At 63.0% G+C, this 13,912-nt stretch carries 13 protein-coding genes and 1 pseudogene; 3 read left to right on the top strand and 11 right to left on the bottom strand.

All coding sequences use genetic code 11. The features are described 5' to 3' along the window. Positions 1 to 8 precede the first annotated feature (8 nt). Genes DWV00_RS10030 through DWV00_RS10010 form a run of 5 tightly spaced genes read right to left on the bottom strand, consistent with a single transcriptional unit; the run spans position 9 to position 4,653 of the window. Positions 9 to 875, bottom strand: coding sequence for a biotin-independent malonate decarboxylase subunit beta (locus tag DWV00_RS10030; protein ID WP_115533437.1), 867 nt, complete (start codon positions 873 to 875; stop codon positions 9 to 11). Next, positions 872 to 1,183 (bottom strand): malonate decarboxylase subunit delta, encoded by a 312-nt coding sequence (locus DWV00_RS10025; RefSeq protein WP_115533436.1) that lies wholly within the window; start codon positions 1,181 to 1,183, stop codon positions 872 to 874. Before DWV00_RS10025 ends, DWV00_RS10030 begins: the two co-directional genes overlap by 4 nt. Further along, on the bottom strand, positions 1,171 to 2,112 hold the full coding sequence (locus tag DWV00_RS10020; protein ID WP_115533435.1) for a triphosphoribosyl-dephospho-CoA synthase: 942 nt from the start codon (positions 2,110 to 2,112) through the stop codon (positions 1,171 to 1,173). The genes DWV00_RS10025 and DWV00_RS10020 overlap by 13 nt, the downstream gene beginning before the upstream one ends. 3 nt (positions 2,113 to 2,115) lie before the next feature. Further along, positions 2,116 to 3,777, bottom strand: coding sequence for a malonate decarboxylase subunit alpha (gene mdcA, locus DWV00_RS10015; protein WP_115533434.1), 1,662 nt, complete (start codon positions 3,775 to 3,777; stop codon positions 2,116 to 2,118). Between the two features lie 48 nt (positions 3,778 to 3,825). Continuing rightward, entirely contained in the window at positions 3,826 to 4,653 is an 828-nt protein-coding gene (locus DWV00_RS10010) for a GntR family transcriptional regulator (RefSeq protein WP_245964844.1), read from the bottom strand. 153 nt (positions 4,654 to 4,806) lie between these two features. On the opposite strand from DWV00_RS10010, the gene DWV00_RS10005 reads away from it, so the two are divergent. The 3 genes and pseudogenes from DWV00_RS10005 to DWV00_RS09995 all read left to right on the top strand — a co-directional run bounded on the left by DWV00_RS10005 (position 4,807) and on the right by DWV00_RS09995 (position 7,582). Further along, entirely contained in the window at positions 4,807 to 6,105 is a 1,299-nt protein-coding gene (locus DWV00_RS10005; protein WP_115533433.1) for an MFS transporter, read from the top strand. A 144-nt stretch (positions 6,106 to 6,249) separates the two neighbouring features. After that, positions 6,250 to 6,438, top strand: a pseudogene (locus DWV00_RS10000) (transcriptional regulator); the annotation flags it as partial. A 100-nt stretch (positions 6,439 to 6,538) separates the two neighbouring features. Beyond that, positions 6,539 to 7,582 carry a glycoside hydrolase family 26 protein gene (locus tag DWV00_RS09995; protein WP_115533432.1) on the top strand — a complete coding sequence of 348 codons (1,044 nt, stop codon included), beginning with the start codon at positions 6,539 to 6,541 and terminating at the stop codon, positions 7,580 to 7,582. Here DWV00_RS09995 and DWV00_RS09990 read toward each other — a convergent pair whose 3' ends face one another. The 6 genes from DWV00_RS09990 to DWV00_RS09965 form a co-directional block, all read right to left on the bottom strand. Next, entirely contained in the window at positions 7,583 to 8,917 is a 1,335-nt protein-coding gene (locus DWV00_RS09990) for a type II toxin-antitoxin system HipA family toxin (RefSeq protein WP_115533431.1), read from the bottom strand. A 2-nt stretch (positions 8,918 to 8,919) separates the two neighbouring features. Then, on the bottom strand, positions 8,920 to 9,381 hold the full coding sequence (locus DWV00_RS09985; protein WP_115533430.1) for a helix-turn-helix transcriptional regulator: 462 nt from the start codon (positions 9,379 to 9,381) through the stop codon (positions 8,920 to 8,922). 258 nt (positions 9,382 to 9,639) lie between these two features. Then, positions 9,640 to 11,172 (bottom strand): SH3 domain-containing C40 family peptidase, encoded by a 1,533-nt coding sequence (locus tag DWV00_RS09980; RefSeq protein ID WP_245964811.1) that lies wholly within the window; start codon positions 11,170 to 11,172, stop codon positions 9,640 to 9,642. Positions 11,173 to 11,266: 94 nt separating this feature from the next. Then, positions 11,267 to 12,166 (bottom strand): ATP adenylyltransferase family protein, encoded by a 900-nt coding sequence (locus tag DWV00_RS09975; RefSeq protein ID WP_115533429.1) that lies wholly within the window; start codon positions 12,164 to 12,166, stop codon positions 11,267 to 11,269. Positions 12,167 to 12,533: 367 nt separating this feature from the next. Continuing rightward, on the bottom strand, positions 12,534 to 12,812 hold the full coding sequence (locus tag DWV00_RS09970; protein WP_115533428.1) for a hypothetical protein: 279 nt from the start codon (positions 12,810 to 12,812) through the stop codon (positions 12,534 to 12,536). 101 nt (positions 12,813 to 12,913) lie between these two features. Beyond that, on the bottom strand, positions 12,914 to 13,879 hold the full coding sequence (locus DWV00_RS09965; protein ID WP_115533427.1) for a type II secretion system F family protein: 966 nt from the start codon (positions 13,877 to 13,879) through the stop codon (positions 12,914 to 12,916). Positions 13,880 to 13,912: the final 33 nt, after the last annotated feature.

Raw genomic sequence — 13,912 nt, 5'->3', positions numbered from 1 at the left:
CGGAGTCCTTATCGATCGTCACGCGAGCCGAACAGCACGCGCATGTCGCCGGGCGAAATCATTCGAGGATCGACGCTCGCAAGCAGGGAAAGATAACGATCGACGGCCTCGGTGCGATGAACGGACGGTACGCCGGCGGCGAATGCCGCGCGCACGGCGGCGCCGATCTCATGGGCATCGTCGTCCACGAGATGATCGGCGAGCCCGGACGCGACGCGCTGCTCGCCGCCGATCAATTGCCAGATGCGGCGCCGGTCGCCGGCATCGAGTTCTTCGATCCCGGCTTCCTGTTCGATCACTTCCGGCCCGTTCATGCCGAGCCGCCCTTGCCGCGTCATGACCAAGCGGGTGCAGAGCGCGGCGGCGAGCGACATCCCGCCGAAGCATCCGACCATGCCGGCGATGACGCCGACGACGGGCACGTGCCGACGCAACGCGACGATGGCGGCTTGAATTTCGGCGATCACGGCAAGACCGAGATTCGCTTCCTGCAGCCTCACGCCGCCCGTTTCGAAGACGATGACGGGGCGGACGATCGTGCCGCGCTCGCAATCGCGCAGTGCAAGCTCGAGCGCGGCGGCGATCTTGCTGCCCGACACTTCGCCGATGCTGCCGCCTTGGAAGGCCGATTCGATCGCGCAGACGACCGCCGGCTCGCCGTCGATCGTCCCGCGCGCGATCACCGCGCCGTCGTCGGCTTGGCAGACGATGCCTTGCATCGGCAGCCACGGCGACGTCATCCGATCGAACGGGCCGAGCAATTCGCGGAACGTGCCGGCATCGAGCAGGTGCTGCGCGCGCTCGCGCGCCGTGAGTTCGATGAAGCTTTCGCGCGCGATGAAGGCGGGCACCGCAGCTGTATCGATATCGCTCATGCGCTTGCTCCTTGTCCGCCATCCGAGTATTCGACCGCCTCCGCGAGCCGCAGCGCGACGACGCCCGGCGTGGCGCCGAAATCGTTGATCTCGATCGACGCGGCTCCGTCATAACGCGTGAAGAAGCGCTCGAGCACGCTTTTCCAAATATGAGCGTAGCCGTCGACGCTCGTATTGACGACGACGCGTGCTTGCATCGTCTCGCTCGGCGTGAGCAGTACCTCGAGGTCGCCCGAGCCGACGACGCCCACATGCGCACGTGCGCCGACGGCGCGGTGCGCAGGGAAGTCGAACGTCAGATGCTCCATGCTGGTGTTCCCCCATCGGCGCCCTGCGGCGCCAGCCTGTCGATGAAAAGTGTGGCCGCCAATAGATCGGCGGCGCCGCCCGGCGATGCGTTGAGCGCGAGCAGACGCGATTCGAGGCGCTCGAATGCGGCTTGTCCGCCTGGTGCCGAGATGCCGCCCAACGACAATATTTCCCCCGCGCCCTGCTTTGCCGCCGCCGATGCGGGCGGGCCGGCTCGATGCAGGAGACAGGTATCGTCGAGCGTCGTCATGATCGCCAGTAGCGCGTCGACGCGGGCGGCGTGCTCCGCGATCCCGCGGTGCCGCGCGGCGCGCAGCGCCGGCAGACCGGCCTGCAGTACGTGCGGAAAGCCTTCCTGCGCTTCGCGTCGCGCACCGCCGACGCCGTAGCGCGCACGCACACGCGAGCCGTTGCTGTCCGAGACCGGGGCAGGGGCCCCCTCATCGGGAAAGCAGGCGATTTGCGCACCGATCGTGCAGATCGCCGCGGCGACCTCGGCGCCAGTGCGCGGTACCGCGAGTTCGCTGGAAATCGTTGCGCCGGCAACGAGTAAGCCGACGATCCAAATGGCGCCGCGATGCGCATTGCTGCCTTGCGTGGCGTGCATCATGTCCGTTTCGCCCGCGCGGCCTATTATGGCCAGTTCGGCACGCAATGCCGCCGACGGCCGCTTGCCTTTCGATGCACGAGCAAGCGCGGCGAACGTGGGCTCGAGCGAATATGCGGAGCGCTCCATCACAGTCAGACTCAGATCGCGATGCGCGCCGCTGCCGCGCCGGTCGACGAGCGCGGGCTTCGGCGTGACATGCGCTTCCTCGATCAGCGCGCCGGTGGCGAAACGCGCGAGCCGCGTGACGAGATCGTCATACGGCACGTCAACGCCATGCTCGACGAGATGCGTTGGGCGAACGGCGCGTGCGGGCACCATGGATCACCAGCTCCTGAAGCGTGCCGGCGGCGCGTAGAGGCCGCCCGACCATGCGACGAGATCGTCGATGCTGCGCGCGGCCAGCAGCGCGCGCTTGGCCTGCGCGCGCCGAATGCCGAGATCTTCGGGGTAGGCGACGATGCCGCGCCGCCTCAACTCGGCGGTGCGCTCGGGCTTCGCGCGCAATCCGATCGGCGTGACGCCGGCCACTGCCGCGAGCGCCGCGCGCCGCTCTTCGATCCCCTCCGCCTTGTGCAGGTGGGCGATGCCTTCCTCGGTGACGACATGGCTCACGTCGTCGCCGTAGATCATGACCGGCGCGATCGGCATGGCGCTCTTGCTGCCGACGGCGATCGCGTCGAGCTCGTCGACGAACGTGGGCTCGCCGCCTTTCTTGTACGTCTCGACGAGTTGGACGACGAGCTTGCTGCCGCGAGAGACGGGGCCGTCGGCGGCCTTCATCAATTTGAGCCAGGCCTCGCTCGCGTGGCGGCGGCCGCGCGGATCGTGGCCCATGTTGGGCGCGCCGCCGAACCCGGCAAGGCGCCCGCGCGTCACCGTCGACGAATTCGCGTCGGCGTCGATTTGCAGCGTCGAACCGATGAACAGATCGACACCGTACTGGCCGGCCAACTGGCACAGCACGCGGTTGGAACGCAGGCTGCCGTCGCTGCCTGTGAAGAAGACGTCGGGACGGGCGGCGACATACGCCTCCATGCCCACCTCGCTGCCGAAGCAATGAACGCTGTCGACCCACCCCGATTCGATGGCCGGAATCAGTGTGGGATGCGGGTTGAGCGTCCAATTGCGGCAGATCTTTCCTTTCAGGCCGAGTTCGGCGCCGTACGTTGGCAGGATCAACTCGATCGCGGCCGTATCGAAACCGATGCCGTGATTGAGCGACGTGATTCCATAGGGCTCGTAGATCCCGCGGATCACCATCATCGCGGTGAGCACCTGCAAATCGCCGATGTGGCGCGGATCGCGCGTGAACAGCGGCTCGACGGCGAACGGACGATCGGCCTGCACGACCACGTCGACCCACGAGCCCGGAATGTCGACGCGCGGCAAGGTGTCGACGATTTCATTGACCTGGACGATGACGATGCCATGCCGGAACGCCGCGGCTTCGGCGATCGTGGGCGTATCTTCCGTGTTCGCGCCGGTATAGAGATTGCCGTGGCGATCCGCTTTCTCGGCGCACAGCAGCGCGACTCTAGGCGTCAAGTCCACGAACATGCGCGCATAGAGCTCGACATAGGTGTAGATCGAGCCGATCTCGAGCAAGCCGTCCTCGAGCAGCTGAGCCACGCGCAGGCTCTGCGGGCCGGCGAACGAAAAGTCGACCTTGCGTGCGATGCCGCGCTCGAACAGCGTCAGATGCTCGGGACGGCTGATGCTCGAGATCAGCAGATGAATGCCGCTGACGATCTCGGGATCGACTTGGGCCAGCGAGCGCGACAGGAAATCGGCTTGCTTCTGGTTGTCGCCTTCCAGCGCGACGCGATCGCCTGGGTGAATCAGTGCTTGGAGCGCGTCGACGATGCGCTCCTTCGGCAGGATCCCATCTTCGAGCCACGGCGATACGGCGGCGAGCCGCCGTGCTTTTTCGTCGCGCAAGGTGGTCCAGCTGCGCGGGACCGGCTGTTCCGTTACGGAGGTCATCGGGCGAATCGGCTCCTATACATGGCATGCGGCGGTTGCGGGCCGCGTCTATCCGTTGGTGCGCCTCGCGCGCTTTCTCGGCGCGAGCATCGACGCTTGAGTGGCTTGCGCGTTTTGCGCCGCTTGCGCAGCGCCGCGCTTGCGCGTGGGCGAATTCGACGCCGGCGTCTGCTCGCTCAAGAGACGATAAAGCAGCTCGCCCGTGCCGAGCAAATGATCCGCGATCAGCTTTTGCGCGGCGGCGACGTCTTTGCGCCGCACCATTCGCATCAGTTGACCATGTTCATGATCCGAGACGCGCTTGTGCTCGGGCAGACCGAACTTCACGCGTAGATAGCGTTCGCCGCGCCGATGCAGCGCCTCGATCATTTCGAGCAATTGCGGGCGGCCCGCGGGGGCATACAGGCTCATATGAAACGCCTCGTTGCGTGCCACATAGCGCGCGGGATCGCGTTCGAGTTCGGCCGCTTCGTGGAGCGCTTGAACTTCGCGCAGCGTTTCGTCGGTGTGATTCGCCATGGCGAGCGTGAGGGCGAGCCCCTCGAGCGCCGCGCGGATTTCATAGATCTCGCGCGCTTCGTCGGCCGACAGCGGGGCAACGGTGGCCCCCTTGTGCATTTCGACCTTCGTCCATCCTTCGCTTTCCAGCTGGCGCAGCGCTTCGCGCACAGGGATCGCGCTGACCGAAAAATGCTTGGCCACGGCGTCCTGACGCAGCGGCGCGCCCGGCGGCAGGCGCCCGTCGACGATCGCGGCACGCAGCGCGTCGGCCACCATGCGCGATGCACTGGTGCGCGGTGCCACGGCCACCGCCGCAAGCGGCAGGCCTTGTTCGGGCTCCGGCTCTAAGGGAAAACGATTCGTTGCGCTGTCGATCATCATGCTCGATATTATATACAAAATATTCGATCGAAAAATCGGGCAAACCCGAGGCACATCGGGAGCTCGAAACGGGGCGCGGCGAATTCCTCGCGCTTAGGTAGTCATTAGACGTGTCAGCAGTTCTAACCGATTCACCGGAGGAGTCAGATGAGTTCGACGACAGAGAGCACGCGCACCGCGCGACGACGCACGCCGCTCAATCGTTCGCAGATAGCGGGATTTTGGGGAGCTTGGGCGGGGTGGACGCTCGACGGGATGGATTCGTTCATTTACGCGCTCGTATTGACGCCCGCGTTGACCGAGTTGCTGCCGCGCTCGGGTTTTCAGGCGACGCCCGCGAACATCGGGCTCGCGGGATCGATCCTGTTCGCGCTGTTTCTCGTGGGCTGGGGCCTCTCGTTCATTTGGGGGCCGCTGGCCGACCGGTTCGGGCGCACCAAGGTGTTGGCGGCGACGATCTTTACGTTCGCGATCTTCACTGGGCTTTCGGCGACGGCTCAAAGCGTCTATGCGCTGGCTATCTATCGCTTCTTGGCCGGCGTCGGCATCGGCGGCGAGTGGGCGTTGGCCGGAACCTACGTGGCCGAGGCATGGCCCGAGGATCGCCGGAAGATGGGCGCCGGGTATTTGCAGACGGGCTATTACGCCGGTTTCTTCCTGGCTGCCGCGTTGAACTATACGATCGGCGTGCGCTTCGGATGGCGCGCGATGTTCTTGACGGGGGCGGTGCCGGTCGTCATCGCGATCATGGTGCTGTTGCGCGTGAAGGAGCCGGAGAAGTGGAAGAAGGCCGAGGCACGTGTCGTTCATGCCAAGCCGATGAAGGAGATTCTCGGCCCCGGATATCGTCGCCGCACGTGGGTGGCTTGCGTGTTGTTGACGATCGCGATCGTCGGCCTGTGGGCCGGTGCGGTGTATGAGCCTTCGGCCGTCATTCAGCTCGCGTTGAAGTCCGGCATGGACAAGGCGGGTGCGATCAAGACGGCATCGCTCGCGACGGGGCTGTTGTCGATCGGCACGATTCTCGGCTGCCTGGCGCTGCCGCCGATGGCGGAGTGGATCGGGCGGAAGAAGACGCTGGCCGTGTATTTTGCCGGTATGGCCGTGACGATTGTCGGCAGCTTCGGTTGGGCGTTTTATTTGCCGAACGGGTTGGCGCCGTTCATTGCGTGGTTGTTCGCGCTGGGGTTCTTCGGCGGAAATTTCGCGCTGTTCAGCTTGTGGCTGCCCGAGCAGTTCGAAACGCGCGTGCGGGCGACGGCGTTTGCGTTCTGCACTTCGTTCGGCCGGTTCATCGGCGCCGGGGTGAACTTCTTGCTCGGCGCGGCTGTGCTGCATACGCATACGCTCGGGTTGCCCGTTGCATTGACCGCGGTCGTATTTGTGGTGGGCCTATTCGTGATCCCGTTCGCGCCGGAGACGCGGGGAGAGGTATTGCCGCAGTAGGGGCAGCGAAGTTGACGCGTTTCATGGAGCCGCTTGTCGCGGCTCTTTATGTCCGATTTTTCCTGGACTTGGGGCCGCATCGCCTCCTTAGTGGTAGAAGAGCAACTTTTAAGCTACTCAATGGATGAGGAGCAGGGGGAAGCGATGCAGACGCTAAAAGGCGTGGTGTCTCACCATGACGCGGAGGTTGCCGAATTGCGAGCGGACCATGCGCTGGCAGTTGAGTATTTGAAGGCCGCGATGGAATCGCTCGACAGCCCGGACGATCGGGCCGCGGGGTTGCTGGCTCTGCGCACGTTAGCTGAATCGCATAGTGCGACGGCGAGTGAATCGATCGCTTACTTCAGAAGAATATTTTTGCCGCTGCGACGGTAAATGCGTCCCCTCCCGTTTAAGTCACTGCCGCCCTTGTGGCGCATACGGAGGGGGAAAGATGAATCCGCTTAAGCAAGGAACGATGCTCGCCGGCCCGGTGCTGCTTGCCGCACTCATGAGTGGTTGCGGAGGAGGAGGGGGCGGGGGCAATGGAAGCGAAACTGCAGGGGTTGCGGCCGACGCGGTGGCGCAGGCTTCATCGCGCTTGGGCTCGCCCGCCATACCCCAGCCCGCTTCGGGCGCCTACTTCGGCGCGTGGGCGAATCCTCAAGGTATCAAAGGCCCCACGGCGGCCGAAGTCGAAAGCGCCACTGAAACGTTGGAGTCCCAGATCGGCCGCAAGCTGAGTCTCCATATGCACTACTTTCCTTGGCGATCGGGTAGCGCGCCCGCCTTTCCTGACGAGACCATGCAGTTCGATCTGAAAGCCGGGCGTACGCCGGTCGTGACGTGGGCCTGCGGAGATTCGAACGCGAACGTCGCTGCGGGCAACGACGATCCGCTGATTATCGCCACTGCCCAGGCAGTGAAGCAGTTCGGGGCCCCCATGTTCATTCGCTGGTACTGGGAAATGAATTTACCCGCGGGCACCAACAATCAGGATTGCATGGGCGAAAGCGGCGCCAAGGGCTACATCGCGGCTTGGAAGCACATCCACGATGTGTTCAAGGCCCAGGGCGTAACCAATGTCTCGTGGCTGTGGAATCCCGCGGGCTCCAGCAGGAACGCCGATTCATTACCCTACTATCCGGGCGACGACTATGTCGACTGGATCGGCTTTGACGGCTACGACAAGGTCGGGGCGAACGACTTCGGTCCGATCCTCGACAGCTTCTACATCGAGTTCAATTCTCACGACAAGCCTATGCTCATCGCGGAAACGGGGGAGTGCGCGGCCGTGCAATCCGCGTATCTAGCCTTGGCGCAAGCTGAAATCGAAGGCAAGCCCAATCCTGGCGGATATTCGTTCCCCCTCGTGAAAGGGTTCATGTATTTCGATGCCCCCGGTCACTACGCGCCGTGTACTTGGAATTTCGGTGCGGATGGAACGGCGGCGTTTGCGGCCATGGGGGCGGACAGCTTTTTTCAACCGGTGCCCTGATCACGCTTGATTCCGGAGCCGGGTATTCAATCGTCGCATTCCCTCGAAGATCGCGTCGGACAGGTCGCTCGGAAACGTGCTTGGAAGCTCAGAAGCCGCCTGTGAAATCGCGGCGTCCGTTCTAGAAGTCACGTCGTCGACCATTGCTTCGATTTGGTCGTCACGGTATCCAACGCGTTGTCCTTGGGCCACCCAATGACGGCGCTGAATTTGAGCAATTTGATAGTGACTGTTCTTTCCGCGTACGGCCATGGCGAGCTTGACCTTCTGGGCCGCGATTTTGTTGCGGCCCGTCCCGATCAGCGGGTGAGCGGAGAGTACGTCGTAGAGCGGCGTTGCGGCGTATCGATTTGCCGGCCGATGCGCGATGCTGAAATTCTTTCCGTGCCCGTCGGTCGCGGCCAATAGCCAGAAAATGATTTGCGCCGAGAAAAAGTGACGCCGGTCCGCCGCGGCTCTCTCGGAATCCGACAGAATGCCCATGATCGTTTCGATGCCGGGGCCGCCGTCCGCCTGATACTTGTTCAGCACCGGCGTTCCTGTGGCCTGGCACATGTCCTCCTGCGGTAGTCGCATGATCCAGGTGCCGTCTTCCGAAAGCCGGCGATCGAACCGCTCGACGATGAGGGCTTTTTGGTCTTCGAAGTGCGCAATCTCACATTGCGCTATATCCAGCCCGTAGGCGGCAAGGATTTTCGAGCAGAGCCACTCGTTTTCGACCGAAGTGCGCATATCCGCTTGCATGTTCCCAACGAGGCCGAGCGGCAATTTAAAAATGTGGGTCGTCGGGGTATTGCCTTGGGGTATCAACCATTGACCGCCGTGAAGAAGCAGGGCGGTTTTTTCCTGCGCGCCTGCGATCGATAGCCGTAGATCGTCGATCGGCTCATGCTGAGCAGGATAGGGTTGTACAGGTATATCTCGCAGAAGTCGCGCAATGTCGGTTTCATTCATCGCTCGGCCCGTGATGCTTTCGAGGTCGCGGGGCTCCTCGTCGGGGGGCAACATTTGGATGGCGCCGACGCAGTCTCGACCCAGTTTCGCCAGCATTTGAAACGGAGAGGTTCCGCCTGTCTTGTAGCGCGTGGCGATGCGTCGCCGAATGGCTTCGCTGTCCGGGAGGAGGTTGTCGAAGTAGTTTGCCACCTCGGCGCCCCGGTAGGGTGCGTTGGATGGCGCGAACGGAAGGGACAACGAGAGGGGACGCCCTTGAGAATCGGCGATCCACTCGTTCCAATAAGCCAGTGTTTCGCCGCCTCGAACATGCTCCCAGTACCCGACCGGCAAGCCGTTCATCCACAGGTTGAGTCGATTTGTACTCGCGCGCGTTGCCATGCCTACCAGTTCTCCCGCTTTTTGATGACGGCTTGGGGGGGCAGGTGCCGCTTGCCGGTCGTGGCGTTATCCGCGCCCGTGTTGGCGGGCGCCCGTTTTTTTTTCCCGGCTGAAGCTGGTGTTCCGGTGAGCGCGCTGGTCGGTTCGACCATCGAAGCTTGCTTCTTCGCGCGGATGTTCCTTGTCGGTCGTTGCTGTGTTTCCGCCGACGCTGGGGAAGGGGCCATCACATCTTGATGGGTTTCAACGCCTGCCGGGGTCAAAACGAGGCTGACACCCAGCACACGCAGGACTTTGAGCAGGCGCTCGATGCTGACCGTTGCGGGGTTGGCCTCGAGTTGGGCGTATGTTTGCTGTGTTACTCCGAGATGATTGGCCACCGTGGCCTGTGTCATGCCCGCAGCCTTTCGGAATCCCTTGAGGATCGGACGAAGCTGACTGAGTGTCTTGATGGGATAGTCCACGGTGTTTTCTCTAGCAACGAACGGACACAGGTAATCGCCTGTAAGTAGAGATTACAGTCTATTGTATGTATTTGCAATATACAAGTTATTGCCTGTATTGGTGGCGACTATGCCGCTTGGTCCCTAAGGGCGGCATGTCGCTTTCCGGTCAGCGTGCGCCAACGTCGGTCGAATATTTCAGGGCTGCTACGGAGTCGCTTGATATTCCTGACGATCGGGCGTTGGGGTTGCCGGCTCTTCTCCCTTTAGCTGCCGCCCTCAACTCGCCGGATTCTCCTCGGTCGGCGGTACCGCCACGCCGCTCGGCATCCCGAGCACGCTCATCTGAAAGATCCCCGTCGCGGCAAGCGACTTGAGGCCGGAATCCTCGGGAATCCTAAGCAACAGCGGAAAGATCACAGAGCCGCCGATCACCGCGCGCCGGCTGTCGTCGGCCGGCGACAAGCCCCAAATGTCCTGATAGACGAGCGGAACAGTGCGCCCGTCGCGCGTCGTATTGCCCAAATACAGCATGACGTGGCCGCCGATATACACGAGCGTTCGCATCGGCTTGCCGTTCTTCATCAAGTAGTCGACCCGCTGTTCCGGCGTGGACGTCGAAAGATCGGTCATGTCGCCGGCCGTCAGCTGCGCCGACGAATGGCGCGGCAACCAGACGCCGAACGCGGAAAAGATGCCCTGCAACTCAGACGAGCAGTCGTTATAGAAATTCATATTGCCCCATCCGTAGGGGCGGCCGATCAGCGATTTGATCAGCATGGCCAAATGCCGCGGCGTCGCGGCAATCGGCGCCGGCGCGATGGCCGTATCGGGCAGTTGCGCTTGACGTAAGACGGCGTGGCCGTCGACATCGCGAGCAGGGATGAGGACCGTGTACCGGGCAGCAGGCCCGATCGTCCCGCTCTGTGCAAAGGGCAGCAATGTACCCGCCGTCGCGTTGAACCGATACGTCCCACCCGAATCGTTCACCGGCGCCGATGCCGTGATGACGACCCCCCAACCGTCGCTTGGGCGATGCGACCACGCCGAGACGAATGCGTCGTCGACCAAGCCGACGCCGTTCGCCGGCACCCATCCTTGAACGGTGGGCGTCTGCACGTAGTCCCACGCACCGTCTACGCTACGGCCGATCACATACAGCGGCGTACCGGGCCATACCGAAGAAATCTGCAGGTTGTCGAACGGATAGCCTTCGCCCGCGAGCTTATGCGAATAGAACGACGGGTCCATCGTCGGCAATTCGCGCACGAGCAGCGCATCGGTTGCGATGGCTCGCAGGTTCGGCGCGTAGTGCGGCGCTTGTACGAATTGCTGCACGTTCATGTTGCGCTCGATGTCTTCGATCCACCGAGCCGTATGCGGGCGATAGTTCTGCCCATAGCCGATCTGCCGCGCCGCTTTGCCCGCGTTGTCGTAGTTGCCGATGCGCTGCAGCTGCAAGTCGACGACGTCGGATCCGCCGTGGCTGTACAGGCGATTCGCGATGAACGCCGGATTCCAGGGAGACGCGTCGTGCTCGCCCGTCCCGAAGTACCGGGCCAGATAGGCGTTCCAATGCGCGCGCTGCTCCGTCGCGGTCAAGAACGGCGTGTCGTAATTCGCATTGGCCGGATCGATCCAATGGTCGACGTTCTGATCGTAGTTGGCCATCGGAAACACGCCGATCGGATCGACGTAGGCGTGTTGCGCCGCCGGAGGATTCGCCGCGCAAGCGGCCAGGGCCAACGCGAGCGAGGCAAGCGCAGCGCGTACTGCGAATGTGCGGGCCGGCATCGCGGCAAGAGCGGACATTGAGAAAGCCATTCGTGGAAAGGAGTAAATCAGGAGTCAATCGAACCGAAAAAGCGCAACGCCGTCATGATACGGCGTGCCGCGGTCCGACATGCTATGCGATGTCGGACCGCGGCAGGGTGACCCGCCGCAGGATCGTCATCGGCCCTATCCGGCGCACCGCGTCGAGCCGCTGCGCATCCCGCACGAACAACGAACCGGCGAAGCCGAGCGAATTGACGGCGATATCATCCGCCTTCTCGGCGGAGCGCGGCACGAGCAGCATCCACTTCGGCGTTGCGAGCAGGTTGTAAGGGGCCGATTGGTGTTCGCGGCCGCCGACGTCCATTGAGCCAAGCCCAACGGCCTCGAGCAGCAAGCGATAGCGCTCGAGGGCTTGCACGGCGACTTGTTCGGGCGAGCCCGGCGTGAGCCGGGTGAAAGCGTGCTCGAAAGGAAGCCCTGGTAGCCTGCCTACCTTTTCCGTGAACGTCGCCGCCTCGATCAGCGCGTCGATCGGCAGCGCCTGCGCGGCGTCCCCAAGCGATAGCGGCACGATCTGCAAATGCTTGTGCGCTTGACTCGCGCCGGCTTCACGGCCGCCGTTGTAGAACCCGAGTCCGTCGAATTGCGCGAGGCAAGCGAACAAGGCCGTGAAATCGTCGAGATCGAGCAGGGCTTCTTGCGGCTCGAACGCACGCGTGACGACCAGCAGGTGATGGTCGATGACATTGAACTTGTTGAGCAGCGCGAAATGCGTGGGCGATACGTCGGCGACGAACAGGTCTGGATCGTGCGGAAGAAACGGATCGGCAACGCTCTGCCGCACGGGGCTGTCCTGGACCGGTTTGGCGGCCAAACTCGAGACCTGCCGCACGACGAAGCGAATGCCGCCGTCGTCGAGCGTCGTTTGCACCGTCTCGATCGGGCGCAGCGCACCGCATGCGAGCGCATGGGCGGTACGCGCAACGATGGCGGGCCAGAGCGTGCCGGGGCGCAGTGAACGCGTAGTCATTGTCGAAGTGGGCAGCATGAACGATCAATGCCGATATTGTCGCGCAAGCCGCCCGGTTTATGAGGCCCCGCTCGGCGAAAATCGGTTGCGTCCATACGATCTTGTCCTAGACTGCACTGCGCCGCCGTGCGGTGGTATGGCCGCGGGACCGACAATAAGGATAAGGCGACAGGCATCAGGGAGGACCTCGATGAATATCCGGCTGGCGCAGACACGCTCGCCCTGCTTCACGTGACGGTTACCTCGCCGAGCGGCCGTCTTTATCGCAATGGCCGCCAGCAAGTCGAGGTGACCGTACGATGGCGCGCGCTTGACGCGATCAGAGCGATTCAAACGATCCGAGCGGATTCGGCCCAGATGATTCGTGCTATTCGCCGAACAAGCTGCGGATGTCCTTCGAGTCGTCCGTATCGGACAAGTTGTATTCCGCCCGAGCGGCGGTCAGCACTTCGTCGACGAATCGCTCGAACCCCTTCGCGTTGCCGAAGTGCTTCATCGTCCAATTGCACCCGCTCGCGTCGGGTTCTTGCTTTTGCGGCCGCGGCACGGCGATTTTGACGCCGTCTTCGACGATCTCGTGGATCCGGTGAAGGCGGCGGCTCACTTCGCTTTGAAGCCGGGAAGCGTTGAGGGTCTTGCGGATCACGGCATCTCCTCATCGATACGATGTGCATGTGCCGTGACTATGCCATGGATGCCGTTGCCTCGGGGAGGGGCGGTTTTTCGTGGCCCCTTTGATCCGAGAAATTACATGCCGCTGCCGTTCATGATCGGCAAGAGAACCCGATAAACCTGAATGACCGCGGGCCCCAGCAACACGATGAACATCGCGGGAAAGATGCAGAAGCAGAGCGGAAGCAGCAATTTCAAGGCAATCTTCGCCGCTTGTTCCTCGGCGCGCATCTGGCGTCGCGTGCGCAGCGTGTCGGAAAGCACCCGCAGCGAATCGCCCATGCTCGTGCCGAAGCGTTCCGCCTGGATGAGCATCGTACTGAACGATTCGATATCCTCCACGCCCGTGCGCAACGAGAGGTTGCGCAGCGCCTGTTCCTTGGAAAAGCCGGAGCGCAATTCGAGCAGCATCAGTTGGAGTTCGCTTGCCACCACCGGGCTGCGCAGCTTGATCTCGTCGGCTACCTTCACCATGGCGGCATCGAGGCCCAGCCCAGCCTCGACGCAGACGGTCAGCAGATCGATCGCATCCGGAAAATCCTCGAAAATCCCGCGCTTGCGCGTGTTCACGGTGCGCCTGAGCACGAAGTTCGGCAAGTAGTAGCCGAATGCGCCCGCCAGCAGCAAGATTCCCGCCAGCTCGGTCGGGTTGGCCGAGAGGGTGCTGGTGGCAAGCCACGGCAGTGCGATGAGCGGCAGCGCAAGCGCCAGCGCGGTTTTGGCCGCGAAATAGACCGCGGCGGCGTGAGGCGATCGCCAGCCCGCATTCATCAGCTGCAGCCGCAATGCCGACTTCTCCCAGTTCTCCTTGGGAATCGATAGCTTCGCGATAGGCTGCGAAATATCGGCAATCTTTTCGAGCCATGCCGAGCCCGCCGATTCGGGCTCCGACGGCCCGCCAACTTGCGGCCCCCCCGCCTGCTGGATGCGCCGTCGCATGTCGCGCGGTGCGAAGAATATCATCGCGCCCCACGCTCCGGCAAACACGATGACGAACAAGCCGACCAGCAAAACGATGTTTATCGAATTGGGCGATTCCATGACACCCCCATATAACGGCGTCGCGGCAAGTGC

It is taken from the genome of Trinickia dinghuensis (assembly GCF_003367175.1).
Classification (GTDB): Bacteria; Pseudomonadota; Gammaproteobacteria; order Burkholderiales; family Burkholderiaceae; genus Trinickia; species Trinickia dinghuensis.
Note: the sequence above shows the minus strand (reverse complement) of the source record. Positions and strands in the feature narration are given on the sequence as shown.